This is a genomic window from Caldisericaceae bacterium (assembly GCA_036574215.1).
Classification (GTDB): Bacteria; Caldisericota; Caldisericia; order Caldisericales; family Caldisericaceae; genus Caldisericum.
This window is the reverse complement of record JAINCR010000047.1, coordinates 1-20,298: the sequence shown is the minus strand read 5'-3', so window position 1 is coordinate 20,298 and position 20,298 is coordinate 1. Positions and strand designations below refer to the sequence as shown.

The following is a 20,298-nucleotide window of genomic DNA, read 5'->3' as shown; positions in this document are numbered from 1 at the left end:
TTCCAGAAGGAGTCCAGATGGCAATGCCAGGTGATAACGTAGACATGACAGTTGAACTCATATACCCAGTTGCTCTTGAAGAAACCCAGAGATTTGCTATCCGTGAAGGTGGAAGAACAGTAGGTGCCGGAGTTATTACAAAGGTTATTGAATAGAGAGGGTGTGAGAGTTTATGAAAAAAGATAGACTAAGAATTAGATTAAAAGGTTTCGACAACAAAATACTCGACTTGTGGGCTGCTAAAATTGTAGAACTTGCCAAGTCAAGTGGTGCTACTGTTTCAGGACCAATCCCATTGCCAACAAAGAGGACATTTTTTAGCGTTCTTAGAGCACCTAACATTGATAAGGATTCACAAGAACAATTTGAGATTTGCGTTCATAAAAGATTGATTGAAATAATTGATGCAACTCCAGAAATCACACAGAAACTTGCCAATATGGATATTCCCCAGGGCGTTGAAGTTGAGATAAAAATCTAATGGAGGTTATTATGGCTAAAGGAATATTGGGTTTAAAAATAGGGATGACTTCTGTGTATGTTGAAGATACTTTAATTCCTGTTACTGTTATACAGGCTGGTCCTTGCACAGTTGTTGACAAAAAAACAAAAGATAAGAACGGTTACGATGCAATCGCCCTTGGTTTTGTCGAGTTAAAGCCAAATAAATTAAACAAACCATTAAGTGGTGTTTTTAGCAAAATGAATTTAAAACCTTTTAGATTTGTAAAAGAGATAAGGGACGCACAAGGTGAAGTAGGGGATTTGATTTCCGTTGATATTTTTAAAGATGAAAAATACGTTAAAGTGACTGGAACTTCAATTGGAAAAGGGTTCCAAGGTGTTGTTAAACGTTGGGGTTTTGGTGGATGGCCTCGCACCCACGGACACGAAGCTGAAAGACGTCCTGGTTCAATAGGACAGCGTGCTGTTCCAGGAAGGGTTTTTAAAGGGATGAAGATGGCAGGACATACTGGTGCTGAAACAGTAACAATAAGAAATCTTGAGATAGTTAAGATAATCCCTGAGAAAAATCTTCTCCTTGTTAAAGGCAGTGTCCCTGGACCTGATAAAGGCCTTCTTCTGATAAGGGCATAGGAGGATCGTTATGAAGGGAAATGTTATTGATGTTAAGAATAACTCTGTAGGGATGTTAGAATTGAGTGATGAATTTTTTGGAAGAGAAGTAAAGAAACATGTTATTTATGCTGCTGTAGAAAGGTATCTTGCAAATAGACGCAGAGGCACAGCAGATACAAAGGAAAGAGGCGATGTAAGTTATAGCACTAAAAAATTAAGGCCTCAGAAGGGTCTTGGTCGTTCAAGGCAAGGCGCAAGAACTTCCAACATCTGGAAAGGTGGCGCAGTTGCCTTTGGACCCCATCCGAGAGATTTTTCTAAGAAGATGAATAAAAAAGAGATAGAGAGTGCAATTTTCTCTGCTCTTTCATCTCGTTTTAATGATGGTGATGTTTATATTGTAAGCAGCGTTAATCTTCCCCCAAAAACAAAAGAGGGTTTTGAATTACTGAAGAAGATATCAGCAACTATAAATAAGGAACTCAAAGATGTTCTTTTTGTATACTCTGAAGAGAACGGAGAAGTAGAAAGAGCTTTAAGAAATATCTCTACTGTAAAGCCTCTAAACTATAGATTTCTTAATGCCTACGATTTAATGGTTTTTGATTCAATAATAATCTCAAAAGAGGCAGTTGAAGGGATTGAAGGGTGGTGGAAGTAATGGAAGCTTATGAAATTTTAATTAGACCTGTGATTACAGAGAAAACAACAAAACAGATGTCCCAAAGCAAATATACTTTTATTGTCCATGAAGACGCAAACGTTCAGATGATTAAAAAAGCAGTTGAAGAAGCGTTTAATGTCAAAGTAAAAGAAGTGAACATTGGAAAAGTATTTGGTAAGAAAAAGCGAAATAGATATAGCTTTACTCTCACTCCTACTTATAAGAAAGCAATTGTAACCTTATATCCAGGATACAAGATAGATACAATAATGAACGTATAGTGGAGGTATGATATGAGTTTAAAAGTTTATAAACCTGTTACTCCTGGCCTTCGCGGAAAAATGGTCGTGAGCCATAAAGAAACTATAACAAAAAAAGAGCCTGAAAAGTCTCTTACAGAGGGTTTACGGAAAGAAGGCGGCAGGAATAATACAGGAAAGATTACCGTAAGACACAGAGGTGGTGGTAATAAACATATCTTTAGAATTATAGATTTCAAAAGAGATAAAGATGGAATTCCCGCAAAAGTAGTGGCAATTGAATACGATCCAAACCGTTCTGCCTATATTGCATTACTCCATTATGCAGATGGTGAAAAAAGGTATATCATTGCTCCACTTGGATTAAAGGTTTCTGATACTGTAATGTCAGGAGAAAATGCCGAAATTAAAGTTGGCAATGCTTTACCATTAAAAAATATGCCTGTTGGAACGTTTATTCATAACATTGAACTTGTTCCAGGAAAAGGTGGTCAAATTGCCCGTTCTGCAGGTTCCCTTGCGCAGATTATTGCAAAAGAAGAGAAGTATGCTCAAATTAGAATGCCTTCCAATGAGATTAGAAGAATTAGTCTTGAGTGCAAGGCAACAATTGGGCAGGTAGGAAACCTCGACCATGAAAATGTTAACTTAGGAAAAGCAGGTTATAAAAGACATCTCGGTATTCGTCCTACCGTGAGAGGTTCTGCAATGAACCCTGTTGACCATCCTCATGGTGGTGGTGAAGGTAAAGCGCCTATTGGTCATCATGGACCACTCACACCTTGGGGTAAGCCAACCCTTGGATATAAAACAAGAAAGAAAAAGAATCCTTCAAACAAGTTCATAATTAAGAGGAGGAAATAATATGGGTAGAACTGGTAAGTGGGTAGACCCAAAATTACTTGAAAAAATTAGAAATTTGAATGAAAAAGGTGAAAAGAAAGTAATAAAAGTTTGGTGCAGAAGATCAACTATTACAGAAGAAATGGTTGGTCATACTATAGCGGTTCATAACGGTAAAACTCATATTCCTGTTTATATTGTAAAAGATATGGTTGGGCATAAACTCGGTGAATTTGCACCTACTCGTAATTTCCATGGTCATAGGGCACCAACTGCTCGTGTGATTACGAAGACATAAGGAGGTCGTTGAATGGAAGCTTATGCTATTGAAAAAAATCTAAGAGTTGCTTCAAGCAAGGCACGACTTGTTGCTAACCTTATAAAAGGAAAATCTATTGCCGAAGCAAGAGCAATGCTAAAAGCTCTTCCCAATAAGAGTGCTCGTTTAATAGAAAAAGCCCTTAACTCTGCTGTTGCAAATGGTGTGAATAATTTTAAGATGAGTGAAGATTCTATGTATGTTTCCGCCGTATTTGTTGATAAGGAAACACCCTTAAAAAGAGTGCTTCCGCGTGGTTTTGGTAGAGCAGATATTATTTGGAGACATATGAGTCAGATAAAGGTTGTAGTTAAGGAGAAAGAGGAGGCTTAAAGTGGGTCAGAAAACACATCCCTACGGTTTTAGAGTTGGTATTACAAAAGATTGGAGAAGTAAATGGTTTTCTTCTAAAAAAGATTACTCTCCATTTGCTCTTGAAGATTTTGCAATTAGAAAAGAATTTAAATCCCTTGGCTTCAATGTAGCAATTTCCAATGTTGAGATTATAAGGAAAGGTAATTCAGAGTTGAGAGTTGTTATACACACTGCACGTCCTGGTATGCTTCTTGGTAAAAAAGGCGCAGAAGTCAATAAATTGGAAGATATGGTGAAAAGCGTTATTTCTCATACTTACGACAATATTAAAGTGGATATAATGGAAGTTAAAAGACCGGAGATTGATGCAGAATTAGTTGCCCAAAATGTTGCGCAAAGAATTGAGCAAAAAACCCCTCACAAACGAGCAATTAAGCAGGCTATATCAAGAGCTATGAGATCGGGAGCTCAAGGGATAAAAATCCAAGTTTCTGGAAGACTTGGTGGTGCTGAAATTGCAAGGACTGAGTGGTTTAGGGAAGGTAGAGTGCCTTTGCAGACTTTAAAAGCAGATATTGATTACTCCGAAACCATTGCAAAAACTAAATTTGGTGTAATCGGGGTTAAAGTTTGGGTATATAAAGGTGAAGCAAAAGAGCCACTTTTCTTTGCTTCATAATCGGAGGTGTGAAAATGTTAATGCCAGAAAGAGTTAAATACAGAAAAATGCATAGAGGTAGAACAAAAGGTAAGTCAAAAGGTGCTACTTCTGTGCATTTTGGCGAATATGGAATTCAAACGCTTGAGCCAGGTTGGATTTCAGCTCGTCAAATTGAAGCTTGCAGATTAATATTAATATCCGCTGTTAGAAAAACAGGAAAACTATGGATAAGAATTTTCCCAGATAAATCAGTTACCAAGAAACCTGCTGAAACAAGAATGGGTGGTGGCAAAGGTGATGTTGATCATTGGGTTTCTGTTGTTAAGCCAGGTAGGGTTATGTTCGAGTTCTCTGGAGTTGATAAGGAAACTGCTTTAGAACTAACGAAACAAGTTGGGCATAAACTCCCGGTTAAGGTGAAGATGGTAACAGTAGAGGAGGAGTAAAATGAAAATTCAGCAGATTAGAGATATGACCGACCAAGAAATAGAAAATAGTTTAAAAACACTTAGAAAAGAACTTTTTAATTTGAGATTCCAATTGGCTACTCACCAACTCCACAATCCTGCAAGACTAAGATTGGTGAGAAAAGATATTGCACGTTTACTTACTGTTAAAAGAGAAAGAGAACTTGAGAGAGAAGAGGTGTAAAATGGGCAAGAAAGAACTTGTTGGCAAAGTCGTAAGTGTTTATATGAAAACCGTTGTTGTGCAAGTTGAAAGAGTTGGTGTTCATCCTCTTTATGGAAAGAGAATTAAGACTTTTACTAAATATTATTCTCACGACGAGGACAACAAAGTAAAAGTGGGCGATGTTGTAAAAATTAGACAAACGAGGCCACTTAGTAAACTTAAAAGATGGAGAGTTGTTGAGATTCTTAGTGGAGGTGAATAATGGTGAGGCAATACTCTAGGTTAGTTTGTGCAGATAATACTGGTGTAAAAGAAGTTTCTATTATCACTGTTCTTGATGTGGGGCATAGGCCAACTGGGACTGTTGGTGACAGGGTTGTTGCTACCGTTAAAAAAGCCGTTCCAAATAGCGCTATCCCAAAGGGTTCCATAGTTAAGGCTGTAATCGTTAGAACAAAATATCCTATTAAAAGAGAAGATGGAAGTATCATAAGATTTGATGATAATGCCTGCGTTATCCTTGATGCAGAAGGTAACCCTAAAGGGACGCGTGTTTTTGGACCAGTAGCAAGAGAAATTAGGAAAAAAGGTTATGTGAAGATTGCTTCTCTTGCTCCGGAAGTTCTATGAGGAGGCTTACATGAACAAGATTAAAAGTTTAAATATACGGAAAGGCGATTTTGTTGAAGTGATCTCTGGTAAAGATAAAGGAAAACAGGGTAAGGTTATCAGAACAATTCCAGAAGAAGGCAGAGTAATTGTTGAAGGCGTAAATATGCAGACTAATTTTCTGAAACCTACACAAGATATGCCGCAAGGTAAGATTACAAAGAGAGAAGGTCCTATTTATGCAAGTAAAGTTATGGTTATTTGTCCTCACTGTCATACTAAAACAAGAATTTCACATAAAATCCTCCAAGATGGGACTTCTGTTAGAGTTTGTAAAAATTGCCACGAAGTGATTGATAAAATTTAATGAGAGGAGTAGAGATGGGAAAGAAGATTTCATTTAAGATTGATAACAAACTCGAAAATTTACTTTCTGAAAAGTTACCTCAGTCTCCTTTGAAAGTAAAATATGAAACTGAGGTAAAAAAGAAAATGATGGAAAAATTTGGTTATAAAAATGTTATGCAGGTGCCTAAGATCTATGCAATTGCCATCAATAGAGGTATTGGTGAAGCAAATGAAAATCCTGCTGCACTTGAAAAGACAATACAAGAGTTTGTATTAATTGCAAGGCAAAAGCCTGCTATTTCAAGGGCAAAAAAATCTATCGCATCTTTTAGAGTTAGAGAAGGTGCTCCAATTGGAGTTAGAGTAACCCTTAGAGGAAATAGAATGTATACGTTCTTTGAGAAACTTATCAATAATGCTCTTCCAAGGATTAGAGATTTTAAGGGATTGTCACCTAACTCATTTGATGGAAGAGGTAACTATACTTTTGGTATAAAGGAACAGCTCATTTTCCCTGAAATTGAATACGATATGGTGGATAAGGTAAGGGGCTTTGATGTCACTATTATAACTACAGCAAAAACTGACGAAGAAGCAAAAGCTCTTTTAGAGTTTATGGGCTTTCCTTTTAGAAAGAATTAGAGGTGAGCTATGGCAAGAAAGGCAATGATTGAAAAATCGCAAAAAACACCTAAATTTAAGGTTAGACAGCACAATAGATGCAAGATATGTGGTAGAACCCGTGGATACTTTAGTAAATTTGGAATATGCAGACTCTGTTTAAGAAAGCTTGCTCTTAGAGGCGAACTTCCAGGTGTTAAAAAGGCAAGTTGGTAAGGAGGGGAAAAATGGTTAATGATTTAGTTTCCGATGTGCTTATAAGGATTAAAAATGCAAGTAACGCTAAACACCAGTTTGTTTTGGTTCCTTCTTCCAAAATTATCGTTGATGTCTTAAAAGTCATGAAAGATGAAGGTTTTATAAAAGATTTTGAACTTGTTTCTGTCGACGCAAAACCCTACGTAAAGATACATCTAAGATATGGACCTAATAAGGAGCCGTATATTCTAGGAGTAAAAAGAATAAGTAAACCTGGAAGAAGAATTTACGTTGGAAAAGATGATCTTCCAAAAGTGTTTGATGGATTTGGTATAGCAGTAATTTCCACACCAAGAGGTATTGTTAGCGATAGAGAAGCAAGAAAACTTGGTCAAGGTGGAGAAGTTTTATGTTTTGTGTGGTAGGAGGTAAGAGATGTCACGTATAGGCAAAAAACCGATTTTAATACCTTCTAACGTTAAGGTTAGCATTCTTGATAATAATACCGTTGAAGTAAAAGGTCCTAAGGGGGCTCTTGTAAAAAGTTTCCATCCTGAGATAAAGATTGAATTAATCGATAACTCTGTTGTTGTTTCAAGGAATTCTGATAAACCATTTTATAAGGCACTCCATGGCACTGTAAGGGCTTTATTAAATAACATGGTAGTTGGAGTAAGTAGTGGTTTTTCAAAAAGGCTGGTATTAAATGAAAAGACTTACAAGTGCACTGTCCAAGGGAATAAGGTTCAGTTCAATTTAGGTTATAGTCACCCTATTATTCTTGACATTCCTCAGGGTCTTTCTGTTAATGTTGATGGAAACATTATTACTGTTTCGGGTATTGACAAAGAACACATTGGGCAATTTGCTCAGAAAATAAGACATCTTAGAAAAGTTGATCCTTATAAAGTTAAAGGTATCATTTATGAAGGCGAAAAGATCAGGCGTAAAGCTGGAAAGACCGTTGCAACTGGAAAATAAGGAGATGGTGATATGATTAAGATAATTTCAAGAAATGAATCAAGAAAAATAAGGCACAAAAGAATTAGAAAAATACTTAAAGGCACAAGTGCTAAACCAAGGCTATCAATTTATATTAGCCTAAAACAGGTTTATGCACAGTTGATTGACGATGAAAATGGTAATACTCTTGTTTCTGTTTCTACAACTGAAAAGGGCCTCAAAGAAGATTTAAAAGGCAAAAATCTTACAGAGAAGGCAAAAGTTGTAGGTAAATTAACTGCTGAAAGAGCACTTGAAAAAGGAGTTAATACGGTGGTGTTTGATAGATCTGGTTATGGGTATCATGGAAGAGTGAAAGCTCTTGCAGAAGAAGCAAGAAAAGCTGGATTGCAATTCTAATGGGAGGGCGATGTGGCGACGAATAATAGACAATCTGAAGTAAAAGAATATGAAGAATCTCTTTTGCAAATTGATAGAGTTTCTAAGGTAGTTAAAGGTGGTAAAATCCTGCGTTTTAGGGTAGCGGTGGTTGTTGGTGACAAAAAAGGGCATGTTGGGGTTGGTGTAGGTAAAGCAAGAGAAATCCCTTCGGCAATACAGAAAGCTGTTAATGATGCTAAAAGAAACCTTATTACAGTTCCTATTAAAAACAACACAATCCCTCTAAGAATTACTATGAAAAAAGATACTGCACATGTTTTTCTTGCTCCAGCCGTTGAGGGAACTGGTCTTGTTGCAGGAAGAGTCGTAAGAATGATTGCTGAGAAAGCAGGCATTCAGGACTTACTTTCTAAGTCTATTGGCTCTTCCAATCCACTAAATGTTGCTAATGCAACCCTTGAGGCCTTTAAGCAAATGGAAAGAATTATTAGAATTAACGAGCTGAGAAGGACGAAGGAAGGAGGCAGTAATGAAACTAACTGATTTAAAGCCAAAAGAACATTCCAAAAAAGAGAAAACAAGAGTTGGTAGAGGAAATGGATCAGGTAAAGGCACCTATTCCACATACGGTTGTAAAGGACAGAAGTCTCGTTCTGGTGGTGTAAAAGCAAAGGGTTTTGAAGGTGGTCAAACCCCAATCTATAGAAGACTACCTAAGTTTAAAGGTTTTAAACCTCTTAGAAAAACAGAATTCATTGAAATTAATGTTAGTGCATTAGAGCGTATTGCAAATGGTAAAAATGAAATTAACCTTAATGAGATGTTTGGTGGCAACGTAAAAGTTTTAGGAGAAGGTGAGATTAACGTTCCTCTTGTTGTAAAAGCCTCTAAGTTCTCCAAACAGGCAAAGGAGAAGATTGAAAAGGCCAATGGGAAAGCAGAGGTAATTTAATATGTGGGAAACAATAAGAAGAGCTTTTAAGTTAAAAGAATTACGCCAAAGAATTTATTTCACTCTATTCTTATTTATCCTTTTTAGACTTGGGACCTATATCCCTGTAATCGGAATAGATAGAACCCAAATTGCGAGTATTATTTCACAGGGTGGTTTTCTTGCTTTAATGGACTTATTTTCTGGTGGTGGTTATACAAACTTTTCAATATTTGCCTTATCGGTGTTTCCTTATATTAACGCATCAATTATTCTCCAGTTACTCACTTATGTAATACCATCTCTTGAAGCACTTGTAAAAGAGGGTGGCGAAGAAGGACAGAGAAAAATTGCTCAATATACCCGATATCTTACAGTTCTCCTTGCCGCACTTCAAGCATTTTCAGTTATCGTGATTTTTAGAAATTACCTTGTTAATCAGAGTATACTTCTAAAAATCGTTATTATGGCAAGCTTGATAGCAGGGTCCTATCTTGTTCTCTGGCTTGGTGAAATAATGACAGAAAGAGGTATTGGAAACGGTGTTTCACTCATTATCTTTGCAGGTATCATTAGTAGAATCCCCGTAAGCTTTGCAGAAATTGTTCAGAAACTTTCCGTTCAGGCAGTAAGCATTGCTTCAGTTATTGGAGAGTTTCTGGCATTTTTTGTGCTTCTTGTTCTTGTTATTTTTGCTTACCAATCCGAAAGAAGGATTCCTGTGCAGTATGCAAAAAGGATAGTTGGAAGAAAAGTGTACGGTGGACAAACTACCTATATTCCATTAAGACTTATCCAAGCTGGTGTTTTACCAATAATTTTTGCGGTGTCTTTTATGGCATTTCCAGCAACTGTCGGTCAGTTCTTTCCTAATTCTTGGTTTAACACACGGATTGCTCAACCCATTTTTGGGAATCCTACAGGTATTTGGTACAACATAATATACTTTTTCTTGATAGTTGGTTTCACTTTCTTCTATACAGAAATGACGTATGATCCCATTAAACTCTCTGATGATCTTAAAAAATATGGAGGATTTATTCCTGGAATAAGACCTGGAGAATCCACCGCTCAGTATATAGGTTCCATTTTGAGGAAAATTACTTTGCCAACTTCTATTTTCTTGGGATTAGTTGCTATAATTCCCAATCTTGTTTTTAGAAAAATGACTATAACTTCGTTTGTCTTTGGAGGAACTTCTCTTCTTATTATCATTGGAGTTGCTCTTGAAACAATGAGAGAAGTTGAAGCATATCTTTTAATGAGACAGTACGAGGGATTTTTGAAATGAAGAAACGCCTTGTTTTTCTTGGGCCTCCAGGGTCTGGAAAAGATACGCAAGGTAAAATGATTTCGGAAGAACTTAATATACCGCATATTTCATCTGGTGATATGATAAGAAAAGAAATTTACGACGGCACGCCGTTTGGTATGAGGTTTAAAGAACTGACTGAGAGTGGTGCTCTTGTTCCTGATAGTTTTATGAACGAGTTCTTTAAACACAAACTTGATGATTTTGTTTTGGCGAACGGATTTATCTTGAATGGCTTTCCAAGAACTGTTCCTCAAGCAGAGTTTTTAAATGAATATCTTAAAAAAGTTAGCGCCACTATTGACATTGTTATTTTCTTTAATGTGTCAACAGATATCCTTATTAAAAGGCTTTCTGGAAGAAGAATTTGCCCAAAATGTCATGCGGTTTACAATGTGTATTTTTCTCCTCCAAAAGTAGATGGTGTTTGTGATAAGTGTAAAGAGAAACTTATAATAAGAAAAGACGACGAAGAAGAAGCTGTAAAAAAACGTATTGAAGTCTACTTTAATGAAACACTTCCTCTTGTTGATTTTTATACTAATTTGGGTTTACTTAAAAATCTAGATGCTTCATTGCCAGTGTTCGATGTTAAAGAGAGGTTGTTGGGGGAGTTAAATGATTGTAATTAAAACAGAAGAAGAAATTGAAAAAATTAGAAAATCTGGTAAAATACTAAGATTGGTGCTTGATATGGTTAGAGAAAATATAAAACCGGGTGTTAAAACTATTGAACTTGATTTGAAGGCAGAAGAGTTAATAAACAGAAGTGGTGGAATACCTGCATTTAAAGGTTATAGAGGTTTCCCTAATGCTTTGTGTATTTCTATTAATGACGAAGTGATACATGGAATCCCTTCCGATAGAGTGATTCAAGATGGTGATATTGTGAAGATTGATGGCGGAGTAATACTTGATGGTTATTACTCTGATGCTGCGATAACTGTTATTGCAGGTTCACCAAAAAATAAAAGAGATGTAGACCTTGTTGATGCTGTTGAGAAAGCCTTTTATGAAGGAGTTTCCGTAATTAAGCCTGGTGCAAGAATTGGTGATATAGGTTATAGAATTCAAACTTTTGTTAAGAGCAGAGGTTTTTCTGTTCTGCGTGATTATACAGGACATGGAGTTGGGAAAAGACTTCACGAAGATCCCCCAATTCCTAATTTTGGGAGTGTTAATACAGGCTTTCCACTTAAACCTGGAATGACTTTGGCAATAGAGCCTATGATAACTGCTGGTGATTATAGAGTTTACACTGATAAAAATGGTTGGACGGTAAAAACTGTTGATGGCTCAAATAGTGCTCATTATGAACATACAATTGCTGTTCTTGATGGTAGCGTAGAGATTCTTACGGAGTAGAGAGGTGTCCGATGCATAACGATCAAGTAATTGAAGCTGAGGGCGTTGTTGTAGAAACTCTTCCAGGAACCATGTTTAAAGTAAAGCTTGAAAATGGTAAAATTGTGCTTGCCCACATAAGTGGGAAAATGAGATTAAATTTTATTAAAATTTTACCTGGAGATAGGGTAAAATTGGAGTTTAGTCCTTACGATCTTACTAAGGCAAGGATAGTTTATAGACTTTAGAAAGGAGATTGTATATGAAAGTAAGAACTTCGGTTAAAAAGTTGTGTCCAAAATGCAAAATAGTAAGGAGAAGGGGTAAACTTACGGTAATATGCGAAAACCCCAAACATAAACAAAGACAAAAGTAGGAGGTGAAATTTGGCACGTATAGCTGGTGTAGATTTACCAAGAGAGAAAAGAATTGATATAGCACTTACCTATATTTATGGAATTGGTAAGAAGAATTGCTATGATGTTTTGAAGGAAGCTAATGTTCCTTTAAAAAAGGTGAAGGACCTTACGCCTGAGGAAATAAAAGCGATTGAAGATGTAATAAGAGAAAAGTATGTTGTTGAAGGCGATTTGAGAAAAATTGTGGCAGCAAACATTAAAAAACTTATCGAGATTAACTGTTATAGAGGCATTAGACATAAACGATCTCTTCCTGTTAGAGGACAAAGGACGAGAACCAATTCAAGGACAAGGAAAGGTCCTAAGAAGACAGTTGGTTCAGTAAGGAAGAGTGCGTAAGGAGGTAAAATGAAAAAAAAGCAAGCAAAAACAAAGAAAAAGGTCCAAAAGTTAACTGGGAATGCTAAGGTGTATATTAATTCAACTTTTAACAATACCATTGTTACAGTGACAGATGAGGAAGGTAATGTTGTGTGTTGGTCATCTTCTGGAGCTAATGGGTTTAAAGGCACTAAGAAGGGAACTCCATTTGCAGCCCAAGTTGCAGCACAAAAGGCAAGTGAAGAAGCAATTACACTTGGGGCAAAAAAGGTTTCTGTCCTTGTAAAAGGTGGTGGCCCTGGTAGAGAAGTTGCAATTAGAGCATTGCAGTCATCGGGTCTTCAAATTGAAGAAATTAAAGATATTACTCCGATTCCACATAATGGATGCAGACCAAGAAAGTTAAGAAGGGTATAGGGAGGATAAAATGGCAGTATATCATGAACCTCTTTGTAGGATTTGTAGGGCACAGCAAAAGAAACTTTTTCTCAAGGGAGACAAGTGTTTCACAAAATCTTGTCCTTTAGAAAAAGGGAGAGGTATACCAGGTCAAAAGCAGATAGTTTTGCACATGAATAAACCAACTGATTATAAAATGCATTTAAATGAAAAGCAGAAAGTAAAAGCAATGTATGGCGTTTTAGAAAGGCAATTTAGAAGGTATTTTGATATTGCTATAAGACAGAAAGAGATACCAACTGGTGATAAACTTCTTGAATTACTAGAGAGAAGATTAGATAATGTTGTTTACAGGATGGGCTTTGCACCAAACAGAATAACTGCTCGTCAATTAGTTTCTCATGGGCACATACTTGTGAATAAGAAAAAGGTTAATATCCCATCTTTGATTCTTAAAAAGGGGGACATTGTTGAGGTGAAAGAGTCATCTCGTAAGATGCCTATCATCCAACAGAGTCTTGAGGAAAGAAGCTCTTTTCCAAACTGGCTTGAGATAAACAAAGATGGATTTGTTGGAAGCATCAAAGAAATTCCACATATACCTGACCTTGCGCTAGATATTAATCCAACATTAATTGTAGAGTTATATTCTAAATAACGGGAAGGAAGATTATGTGGCATTTAGAAGATATTAAGTTTGAAACTTTAAAAGAAGTTGACAATTACGGAGAGTATAAATTTAGTCCGTTGGAAAAAGGCTTTGGACTGACTCTTGGCACAGCGATTAGAAGGATCCTTTTAAGCTCAATCACTGGTGCTGCTCCTGTTGCTTTGTATATAGATGGAGTAGTTCATGAGTTTGCAACGATTGAAGGTGTTGTGGAAGATGTAGAAGAAATTATTTTAAATGTTAAGAGATTAGTTTTGTCTCTTACTGCAATTGATAAAACAGTTTTAAGATTCGAAAAAGTTGGTGCAGGCGAATTAAAAGCAGGAGATTTAATCCATACAAGTGAAGTTACAATACATAATCCAGACTTACATATTGCAACAATTTCTTCTTCAAGAGGTAGACTGAGCGGTGAGATTTACATAAGAAAAGGCAAAGGATACTTACTTGAAGAAGAATTAGAAAAAATTGAAGATCTTCCACAAACAGTTATTGCAATTGACGCAAATTTTTCTCCTGTTGAAAAAGTAACTTTCAAAGTCGAACCTACACGATTTGAAGAATCTGTTGATTTTGATTCCCTTGTCTTTGGAATCCAAACAAAGGGAAATAAAACTCCCAAACAATGTTTGTTTGAGGCAATTGAAGTTCTAATTGATTATTCTAAAACTTTCATTGGTCTAATTAATGGGAAAACTGCCGATGGTATTCCCGAAGAGATTAAAAATATGAAAATTGAGAATTTAAACTTACCTGAGAGAGCATTTAACGTGTTAAGTAAAAATGATATAGATACTGTTGGAAAACTTTTATCTTATTCTGCTTCTGACCTTTTGAATTTAGATAAGTTTGGTCAAGCCTCCCTTAAAGGCGTTGTGGAAGCATTGAATAAGTTGGGTTTAAAACTTAAGGGGTAAGGAGGTACCTATGAACCACGGTATTGCGCTGAGGAAATTGGGTTTATATCCAAGTTTTAGAAAGAGTGTATTAAGAAACCTTTCAACTGCACTTATACTTCATGGGCGTATTGAAACTACAGAAGCAAGAGCAAAAGAAGTAAGAAGGATGGTTGATAAATTAATCACAAAGGCAAAAGTAGATAACCTCGAATCAAGAAGATACGCTCATTCTGTCCTTTTTGATAAGAACGCAGTAAATAAGTTATTTGAAATTTCAAAGGAACAAAAGGATAGGCAAGGTGGATATACACGAATTTTAAAACTTGCAAAGTATAGAAAAGGAGACGGAACCCCCCTCGTCCTGATTGAACTTGTTAAATAATATTTATGTTAGATTTTGTTGGTGTATACTTCGCCTATATTGAGGGGCAATGGGTTTTAGATAATATTAACTTTTCCCTCAATAAAGGCGAACTTGTTTCAATAATAGGTTCGAACGGTTCAGGGAAATCTACAATAGCCCGTCTTGCAAACGGGCTTTTATTACCTAATAAGGGTGATGTTTTACTAGATGGCATAAGCCTCAAGGATCAAAACCTTAATAAGTTAGCAAAGTTTAAGGTTGGTGTGGTATTCCAAAATCCTGATAACCAGTTTGTTGGTATTACTGTGGAAGATGATATTGCATTTGGATTAGAGAATTTAGGGTTGGATAAAGAAGAAATAAGGCATAGAATTGTTAAAACTTCCGATAAACTTGGTATTAGAAGCTTTTTGAGTTTTCCTCCGAGTCTTCTTTCGGGGGGAGAAAAACAAAAAGTTGCAATTGCTTCTATCTTAGTGATTGATCCTGAATACATAGTTTTTGACGAAATTACTTCTCTTCTTGATCCGTATAATAGAAAAGTAATCCTTAAGTTAGTTCATGAAATTCGAAAAGAAAAAGGCGTAATTTACATTACACATCATCCAGAGGAGACAATTAGTTCGGATAGGATAATTGTTTTAGATAATGGGCGTATTGTAAAAAGTGGAACTCCACTTGAAGTATTTAGGTCAATAGATGAACTAAAAGCAAGAGGAATATGTAATTTAAAAGAAGCCGAACTCTGCAATAAACTTTTGGAAAATGGCCTTGTAAAAGATTTTTCTCTTGATGTAGATTCGATGGTTTTTGAATTATGCTCCAACTAAAATCGGTATTTATTACATACGATCCACATACACGTTTTAAAAAAGAAGCCTTGGTAGATGTAAATCTGAGAATTGATTTAGGGGAAAAGGTAGCCATCGTAGGGCGTATTGGTTCTGGTAAATCTACTCTTATAGAAGTTTTGGCTGGTCTAATAAAACCATCAAAAGGCGAAGTTATAATTGATTCTCTTAATATTACAACTGATAAAATCCTAAGAAGAGAAATTGTAAAGAGGATAAGTGTGGTCTTTCAGTATCCTGAAGAGCAGTTTTTTGCAGAAACTGTCTTTGAAGAAATTGCTTTTGGTCCAAGAAACCTTGGGCTTTCCGATTACGAAGTTAAGGAACGTGTAGAAAAAGCCTTATTAGATGTTGGTCTTAATAGTTCGTATTTAGACAAATCTCCTTTTGGATTGTCAGGTGGAGAAAAAAGAAAGATTGCGATTGCAAGCATTGTAGCAATTAACCCAACTTATCTTATTTTAGATGAGCCAACATCGAATCTTGATTATGCAGGTAAACAGAGTATTCTTTATTACATTAAAGAGAAAATCTCTGCTCACAAAACAGTAATTTTTGTTACTCACGATATGGATGAGGTGCTTGGCATAGCAGATAGAGTTGTTGCTCTAAAAGAAGGTAGAGTATTATTTGATGGCAACGTAAATACTTTTTTTGAAGACGACAAGCTTATACAGGAAATTGGTTTAGATACACCTTTTACCTTCTCTTTCTCAAAAAAGTTAAGGAGTTGTTTCCCTGGCTTTCCCAACTGTTCTACGATTGATGGTATAGTAGACCAATTAAGGCAGAAGAAGTATGTCTAAATTTTATTTTGGACAATTTCAGTATACTCAGTCGTTTTTTCACAAACTTAATTCAACAGTAAAAATATTACTTGTTTTTTACTTTATAATCATCATTTTTTTCTTTAAAACCATCCAAGCGTATTTATTGTTTTTTTTGTTTTGCTTAGTGTTAACAATGTTTACTAAAATAAATTTTAGATCCATCTTGTTATCGTTTAAGCCGATCCTTTTTCTATTATTTTTCACAATCTTTTTCCAACTCCTTTTTACACAGGGAACCCCACTTATCCATTTAGGTAAAATAGTAATAACAAAAGAAGGATTGGATCTTTCTATTTTTATTGCTTTAAGACTTGTTATCCTTACATTTTTAACTTTTCTACTTACCTCTACAACTACGACTGTTGATCTTGCAACTGGTTTTAAAAATATTGCACAACCCTTGAAAATTTTGAAGTTTCCAGTTGATGAATTATCTTTAATGATTTCTATTTCTCTTCAGTTTGTGCCGATACTGTTTGATGAGGCAGATAGGATAATGAAAGCGCAAATGGCTCGAGGTGCAGATTTTGAGTCAGGAAATATTTTTGTAAGGGCAAAAAGTTTTTTACCAGTTATCATACCTCTTGTGCTTAACGCCTTTAACAGAGCAGATGAATTGGCTATAGCAATGGAGGCAAGAGGCTTTGTAATTGGTGCAAAGAGGACGAGTATTAGAGAAAATAAACTTGGTAGAAATGAATTTTTAGCGATAGGAATTTCGATTATTATAACTTTGCTTCTTTTTATTTTAGAGGTGAGAATCAATGCATAATTATTTGATAAAGATTCAGTTTGTGGGAAGATTTTTTGCTGGTTTTCAAAAACAGTCAAACCATCCTAAAAGCGAAAAAACGGTTCAAGGGGAGATTGAAAAGGCGTTAGAGAAAGTTTTGCAGAACGAAGTGGTAACATACGGAGCTGCAAGAACAGATGCAGGAGTAAATGCATTAAACCATTATTTGAATTTTTATTTTCAGGACTCTCTTGATACCATTTGGCTTTCAAGAAAATTAAATAGTATTTTATTTGATGAAGGTATTTTTGTTAAAGGAATAAAAGAAGTGCCTCTTACTTTTCATGCAAGAAAAAGTGCTTTGTCTAAAATCTATGCGTATATACTCTCTTCGGATCTTGAATCTTCACTTTTTCTTTTACCTTATGTATATATTTATAGAGAACCGCTGGATTTTGATCTTCTAAGACTTGCAATGGATGGACTAAAAGGGAAACACGATTTTTCACTTTTTGCAAATCTTGATCGTTCTCAACCCGAAAGAAATAACATTTGTGAAATGTTTGATGTAAATTACATCCAGAAGGGAAATTTTCTTATTTTCTATTTATATGGAGATAGATTTTTATACCGCATGGTAAGAAGGATTGTTTATTATCTTTTGAAAGGAGCGCAGGGTTATATAGATAAGGAAATATTAAAAAACCCATTTGCTTCCGAGCATGTTCCTTTTACAAGGCAAGTTCTTCCCCCAGAGCCACTTTTTCTTGTTAATGTAATTTATTGATGTTAGTAAATTCTCTAAACCATCACTCATATCTTCTCATATGAAGTAGAAGTTTCTACTGTAGAACTCTTCTTTTAACAGTTTTATGGAAATTCTCTTTTAACATTTAAGAATTTGGAGATACCCTTATGGTGAGAACTTCAAATGGCTTCTTCTCTTTAAAAAATACTCAATGAGGAGATTGAAATGCTGTATTCCTTATATCTCTTTAACCATTTGAAAAGTTTTCTTTAGAACACCAAACATTTCTTATTTTCTAACTTGCCCCAATAGAAAGGATTGTACATTATTCCACCTTGATAACTAATGTTGCCCCATCTACCATTACAGCTTATTCTTGCATATGTTTTACTTAGTACTGTCCCTGAGATAGATTTTTCGGTAATTTTAAAATAATACTGTCCATTAGGGACAGTGAATGAACCGTAAGGAGTTGTTGATTTTCCATTCCACGAAACTGAGAAGGGTCCTGATGAAGTTATGCTTACATTGTTCCATAATAATTCAATCACGTTTCTTTTATCCATGTCAACTATTTCAACTGTAACAAGTTTTGGTGGAGAGGAAATACTAAACTTCATAGTAGAAGTTGAACCTGATTCTTGGTTAAGAACACTTGGTGTTGGTTATTGAGTTGTTGTTATACTTCCCGAAGCAATTTGAAATGGGAAGAATTGAAAAAGCAACAAAGATATTACAAGAACTAACATGTTAATGATTTTTCTTATGGTAGCACCCATTCAGGAAGGTCTCTAATTTTTGTTCCATTTTGGTCAATAATAGTCCAATAACCTTTAAAGGTTACTTCAGGGTCTGTTTGATTAAAATATGCAATAAGTCCATTTGAAATAAATTTTACAGAAGTGTCAGGGTTTATATTTGAAGCTAAAAGTTTTTTACTTACAGGGTTGCCTTTTTGAAACTCAACAAGATATAAATCCATAACATGCTTTTCTGCACCATTTATTGTTTCTACCTTTGTTTTTGTAGAAAGAAGCTTATTATCACTAAATGTTATAGGATAAAGTCCTGAGAATTCTCCCACATCAACAGGAGCATTTTCTTCGTATAGTTTCCAAAGAATCCTCTCTTTTCCATCCTTTGAGACTGCAATTATTCGTGCTTCGTTATCTAAAGATGAACCATCTTGAAAAACCTTAGAAGATTGTGAATAGTGAGCAATCACTTCGCCTGTGTCAAGAACACCAAGAGCAGTATAAGATACGCCTGTCATTAAATACTCTTGTCAATCTACATCAACGAATTTATCATACTTATCTAACAAGTAGCTTCCTCTTACAAGTAAAACTTTTTTAGAAGCAGTGTCATACATGTATAAGTCTGAATCATCATTTAAAAAAACAGTGCCCCAACCTTTAGGATAAGCAGAAAAGAAAATTTGAGAGTCATCTAAAGACCAAGCAAGAACAGGATTGCTTATGTAATCAGTTGATGGAACAAGTAGAAGGTCTTTGAATACTACTTCAAAACTTTTTGTATCCAAATCCAAAACTCCAAGGTGCAAATCCTTTGTAAGGATTGCAATGTATTTACCGCTATGTGAAGGGAAAGCCTTGATTACTATTGGTTCTTTTATAAGCGCTTCTGTTTGAGAAGTTGTAGGGTCAATAAGAATTAGAGTCCTTCCTGTTGAAAAAGACGTTTGCTCCATTCCAAGGAAAGTTATGTAATCTCCTTTTAAGGCTAATATTTTACCGTTTATTTCTCCTACTATGATATTTGCTTCACCTAATGGCTTCTTTGAAAGAGGGTTATCTGATGTTAAGCCAATAGTGAAAATCTCATTAGCTTTCACAACAGGGATCTTTATTGAATTTACCGAAGTGCTTTCCTTTTGAAATTTTGCACATCCAAATACAAAAGTAAAGACAGAAAGAATAATGATCAAAATAAGTAATTTCTTTTTTCATAATGCCTCCTTTAATTTTTAAAAACAATAGTAGAAAACAGTAGATATTTGTGTTAATTTTTGTCTATAAATACTCTCATATTGCACCAACTCCTTTCTTTAGTTTTTTTATTCCCTTTCATTATATCTTACTCTCTTATGTCAATCCTTTTTAAACGTGTTTCCTCACGTAATTTTCTTTACTCTTTTGTAACCTGCGTTCCCTTTTGGCAGGTTTATCTTTTGTAAACTTTGTTCCTTTTCAAAAGGTTCTACGAAATATTATTTGGTTGCCTCATTTAAATTCTATACGAAACTATTTTTAGTTAAAAGAAAATCTTTAGATGATTTTTCATCGACTTTCTCTCTTTCTTTCTCTTTCTTTCATCTTTTTATCATATGCCTTAAAGAGTTCTTGAGTAAGTTTGTCTATTAGCCTCTTGAGTGCAAATGGATTCAGTTTCTTATGTTCTTCTAAGTTTCTCCTTTATTTCTTCCGATATTGCATTTGATTCAATAATTCTTCGATAAGGTGTCTCTTACTTATCATACTTCTTTGTTACCTTACTTCCTATCCTTGTCTTTTCTAAGAGTTTCACTGAAGGTTGAAAGAAATTTGTATAGAGCCTTAATA

38 protein-coding genes are annotated in these 20,298 nt (G+C 35.3%); 36 read left to right on the top strand and 2 right to left on the bottom strand.

The features are described from left to right. From tuf to K6343_02605, 36 genes are all read left to right on the top strand, one after another. Positions 1-155 (top strand): elongation factor Tu (gene tuf, locus K6343_02780; protein ID MEF3244896.1); only part of this gene is annotated, 155 nt, incomplete at its 5' end. A gap of 17 nt (positions 156-172) precedes the next feature. Further along, on the top strand, positions 173-481 hold the full coding sequence (gene rpsJ / locus K6343_02775; GenBank protein MEF3244895.1) for a 30S ribosomal protein S10: 309 nt from the start codon (positions 173-175) through the stop codon (positions 479-481). Between the two features lie 11 nt (positions 482-492). Then, a complete protein-coding gene (rplC, locus tag K6343_02770) occupies positions 493-1,098 on the top strand; it encodes a 50S ribosomal protein L3 (protein MEF3244894.1) in 606 nt (201 codons plus the stop codon). Between the two features lie 10 nt (positions 1,099-1,108). Continuing rightward, positions 1,109-1,741 carry a 50S ribosomal protein L4 gene (gene rplD, locus K6343_02765; GenBank protein ID MEF3244893.1) on the top strand — a complete coding sequence of 211 codons (633 nt, stop codon included), beginning with the start codon at positions 1,109-1,111 and terminating at the stop codon, positions 1,739-1,741. Continuing rightward, the gene (gene rplW / locus K6343_02760; GenBank protein MEF3244892.1) at positions 1,741-2,025 is read left to right on the top strand and encodes a 50S ribosomal protein L23; all 285 of its coding nucleotides are present in this window, start codon (positions 1,741-1,743) and stop codon (positions 2,023-2,025) included. The genes rplD and rplW overlap by 1 nt, the downstream gene beginning before the upstream one ends. A gap of 12 nt (positions 2,026-2,037) precedes the next feature. Beyond that, positions 2,038-2,868, top strand: coding sequence for a 50S ribosomal protein L2 (gene rplB / locus K6343_02755; GenBank protein ID MEF3244891.1), 831 nt, complete (start codon positions 2,038-2,040; stop codon positions 2,866-2,868). A 1-nt stretch (position 2,869) separates the two neighbouring features. Beyond that, positions 2,870-3,145, top strand: a complete 276-nt coding sequence (rpsS, locus tag K6343_02750) for a 30S ribosomal protein S19 (GenBank protein ID MEF3244890.1) — start codon at positions 2,870-2,872, stop codon at positions 3,143-3,145. A 12-nt stretch (positions 3,146-3,157) separates the two neighbouring features. After that, positions 3,158-3,499: a 50S ribosomal protein L22 gene (gene rplV, locus K6343_02745; protein ID MEF3244889.1), complete on the top strand. Its 342-nt coding sequence runs from the start codon at positions 3,158-3,160 to the stop codon at positions 3,497-3,499. A gap of 1 nt (position 3,500) precedes the next feature. Then, positions 3,501-4,160 carry a 30S ribosomal protein S3 gene (rpsC, locus tag K6343_02740; GenBank protein ID MEF3244888.1) on the top strand — a complete coding sequence of 220 codons (660 nt, stop codon included), beginning with the start codon at positions 3,501-3,503 and terminating at the stop codon, positions 4,158-4,160. A 14-nt stretch (positions 4,161-4,174) separates the two neighbouring features. After that, positions 4,175-4,588, top strand: a complete 414-nt coding sequence (gene rplP, locus K6343_02735; GenBank protein MEF3244887.1) for a 50S ribosomal protein L16 — start codon at positions 4,175-4,177, stop codon at positions 4,586-4,588. Between the two features lies 1 nt (position 4,589). Further along, positions 4,590-4,793: a 50S ribosomal protein L29 gene (rpmC, locus tag K6343_02730; GenBank protein MEF3244886.1), complete on the top strand. Its 204-nt coding sequence runs from the start codon at positions 4,590-4,592 to the stop codon at positions 4,791-4,793. A gap of 1 nt (position 4,794) precedes the next feature. Beyond that, positions 4,795-5,037, top strand: a complete 243-nt coding sequence (gene rpsQ, locus K6343_02725) for a 30S ribosomal protein S17 (GenBank protein ID MEF3244885.1) — start codon at positions 4,795-4,797, stop codon at positions 5,035-5,037. Beyond that, positions 5,037-5,405 carry a 50S ribosomal protein L14 gene (gene rplN, locus K6343_02720; GenBank protein ID MEF3244884.1) on the top strand — a complete coding sequence of 123 codons (369 nt, stop codon included), beginning with the start codon at positions 5,037-5,039 and terminating at the stop codon, positions 5,403-5,405. The genes rpsQ and rplN overlap by 1 nt, the downstream gene beginning before the upstream one ends. Positions 5,406-5,415: 10 nt before the next feature. Next, positions 5,416-5,751 carry a 50S ribosomal protein L24 gene (rplX, locus tag K6343_02715; protein ID MEF3244883.1) on the top strand — a complete coding sequence of 112 codons (336 nt, stop codon included), beginning with the start codon at positions 5,416-5,418 and terminating at the stop codon, positions 5,749-5,751. A gap of 14 nt (positions 5,752-5,765) precedes the next feature. Next, a complete protein-coding gene (gene rplE, locus K6343_02710) occupies positions 5,766-6,374 on the top strand; it encodes a 50S ribosomal protein L5 (protein ID MEF3244882.1) in 609 nt (202 codons plus the stop codon). 9 nt (positions 6,375-6,383) lie between these two features. After that, positions 6,384-6,569, top strand: a complete 186-nt coding sequence (locus K6343_02705; protein ID MEF3244881.1) for a type Z 30S ribosomal protein S14 — start codon at positions 6,384-6,386, stop codon at positions 6,567-6,569. Positions 6,570-6,580: 11 nt separating this feature from the next. Continuing rightward, complete coding sequence (rpsH, locus tag K6343_02700) at positions 6,581-6,976, top strand: 30S ribosomal protein S8 (GenBank protein MEF3244880.1); 396 nt, start codon at positions 6,581-6,583, stop codon at positions 6,974-6,976. Between the two features lie 10 nt (positions 6,977-6,986). Beyond that, positions 6,987-7,532: a 50S ribosomal protein L6 gene (rplF, locus tag K6343_02695; protein ID MEF3244879.1), complete on the top strand. Its 546-nt coding sequence runs from the start codon at positions 6,987-6,989 to the stop codon at positions 7,530-7,532. A gap of 12 nt (positions 7,533-7,544) precedes the next feature. Beyond that, on the top strand, positions 7,545-7,913 hold the full coding sequence (gene rplR, locus K6343_02690) for a 50S ribosomal protein L18 (protein ID MEF3244878.1): 369 nt from the start codon (positions 7,545-7,547) through the stop codon (positions 7,911-7,913). Between the two features lie 12 nt (positions 7,914-7,925). Continuing rightward, positions 7,926-8,438 (top strand): 30S ribosomal protein S5, encoded by a 513-nt coding sequence (rpsE, locus tag K6343_02685; protein MEF3244877.1) that lies wholly within the window; start codon positions 7,926-7,928, stop codon positions 8,436-8,438. Further along, positions 8,425-8,847 carry a 50S ribosomal protein L15 gene (gene rplO / locus K6343_02680; GenBank protein MEF3244876.1) on the top strand — a complete coding sequence of 141 codons (423 nt, stop codon included), beginning with the start codon at positions 8,425-8,427 and terminating at the stop codon, positions 8,845-8,847. Before rpsE ends, rplO begins: the two co-directional genes overlap by 14 nt. 1 nt (position 8,848) lies before the next feature. After that, positions 8,849-10,117 carry a preprotein translocase subunit SecY gene (gene secY / locus K6343_02675; GenBank protein MEF3244875.1) on the top strand — a complete coding sequence of 423 codons (1,269 nt, stop codon included), beginning with the start codon at positions 8,849-8,851 and terminating at the stop codon, positions 10,115-10,117. Continuing rightward, positions 10,114-10,770, top strand: a complete 657-nt coding sequence (locus K6343_02670; protein MEF3244874.1) for an adenylate kinase — start codon at positions 10,114-10,116, stop codon at positions 10,768-10,770. The genes secY and K6343_02670 overlap by 4 nt, the downstream gene beginning before the upstream one ends. After that, positions 10,757-11,503, top strand: coding sequence for a type I methionyl aminopeptidase (gene map, locus K6343_02665; protein ID MEF3244873.1), 747 nt, complete (start codon positions 10,757-10,759; stop codon positions 11,501-11,503). The genes K6343_02670 and map overlap by 14 nt, the downstream gene beginning before the upstream one ends. Before the next feature lie 11 nt (positions 11,504-11,514). Beyond that, positions 11,515-11,730 (top strand): translation initiation factor IF-1, encoded by a 216-nt coding sequence (gene infA / locus K6343_02660; GenBank protein MEF3244872.1) that lies wholly within the window; start codon positions 11,515-11,517, stop codon positions 11,728-11,730. A 14-nt stretch (positions 11,731-11,744) separates the two neighbouring features. Beyond that, positions 11,745-11,858, top strand: a complete 114-nt coding sequence (rpmJ, locus tag K6343_02655) for a 50S ribosomal protein L36 (protein MEF3244871.1) — start codon at positions 11,745-11,747, stop codon at positions 11,856-11,858. A gap of 10 nt (positions 11,859-11,868) precedes the next feature. Beyond that, on the top strand, positions 11,869-12,240 hold the full coding sequence (gene rpsM / locus K6343_02650) for a 30S ribosomal protein S13 (GenBank protein ID MEF3244870.1): 372 nt from the start codon (positions 11,869-11,871) through the stop codon (positions 12,238-12,240). Between the two features lie 9 nt (positions 12,241-12,249). Then, the gene (rpsK, locus tag K6343_02645; GenBank protein MEF3244869.1) at positions 12,250-12,639 is read left to right on the top strand and encodes a 30S ribosomal protein S11; all 390 of its coding nucleotides are present in this window, start codon (positions 12,250-12,252) and stop codon (positions 12,637-12,639) included. A 10-nt stretch (positions 12,640-12,649) separates the two neighbouring features. Then, a complete protein-coding gene (gene rpsD, locus K6343_02640) occupies positions 12,650-13,279 on the top strand; it encodes a 30S ribosomal protein S4 (protein MEF3244868.1) in 630 nt (209 codons plus the stop codon). 14 nt (positions 13,280-13,293) lie between these two features. After that, positions 13,294-14,208, top strand: a complete 915-nt coding sequence (locus K6343_02635) for a DNA-directed RNA polymerase subunit alpha (protein MEF3244867.1) — start codon at positions 13,294-13,296, stop codon at positions 14,206-14,208. 22 nt (positions 14,209-14,230) lie between these two features. After that, positions 14,231-14,572, top strand: coding sequence for a 50S ribosomal protein L17 (gene rplQ, locus K6343_02630; protein MEF3244866.1), 342 nt, complete (start codon positions 14,231-14,233; stop codon positions 14,570-14,572). Positions 14,573-14,577: 5 nt separating this feature from the next. Then, positions 14,578-15,384 (top strand): ATP-binding cassette domain-containing protein, encoded by an 807-nt coding sequence (locus K6343_02625; GenBank protein MEF3244865.1) that lies wholly within the window; start codon positions 14,578-14,580, stop codon positions 15,382-15,384. After that, positions 15,372-16,211, top strand: a complete 840-nt coding sequence (locus tag K6343_02620) for an ATP-binding cassette domain-containing protein (protein MEF3244864.1) — start codon at positions 15,372-15,374, stop codon at positions 16,209-16,211. The genes K6343_02625 and K6343_02620 overlap by 13 nt, the downstream gene beginning before the upstream one ends. Next, entirely contained in the window at positions 16,204-17,007 is an 804-nt protein-coding gene (locus K6343_02615; protein MEF3244863.1) for an energy-coupling factor transporter transmembrane protein EcfT, read from the top strand. The genes K6343_02620 and K6343_02615 overlap by 8 nt, the downstream gene beginning before the upstream one ends. Then, the gene (gene truA, locus K6343_02610; protein MEF3244862.1) at positions 17,000-17,755 is read left to right on the top strand and encodes a tRNA pseudouridine(38-40) synthase TruA; all 756 of its coding nucleotides are present in this window, start codon (positions 17,000-17,002) and stop codon (positions 17,753-17,755) included. The genes K6343_02615 and truA overlap by 8 nt, the downstream gene beginning before the upstream one ends. A gap of 480 nt (positions 17,756-18,235) precedes the next feature. After that, the gene (locus K6343_02605; GenBank protein ID MEF3244861.1) at positions 18,236-18,388 is read left to right on the top strand and encodes a hypothetical protein; all 153 of its coding nucleotides are present in this window, start codon (positions 18,236-18,238) and stop codon (positions 18,386-18,388) included. Between the two features lie 91 nt (positions 18,389-18,479). On the opposite strand, the gene K6343_02600 is transcribed toward K6343_02605, so the two are convergent. Both K6343_02600 and K6343_02595 read right to left on the bottom strand, forming a co-directional pair. Beyond that, a complete protein-coding gene (locus K6343_02600) occupies positions 18,480-18,989 on the bottom strand; it encodes a hypothetical protein (GenBank protein MEF3244860.1) in 510 nt (169 codons plus the stop codon). Positions 18,990-19,001: 12 nt separating this feature from the next. After that, positions 19,002-19,664, bottom strand: a complete 663-nt coding sequence (locus K6343_02595; protein MEF3244859.1) for a hypothetical protein — start codon at positions 19,662-19,664, stop codon at positions 19,002-19,004. Positions 19,665-20,298 lie beyond the last annotated feature (634 nt).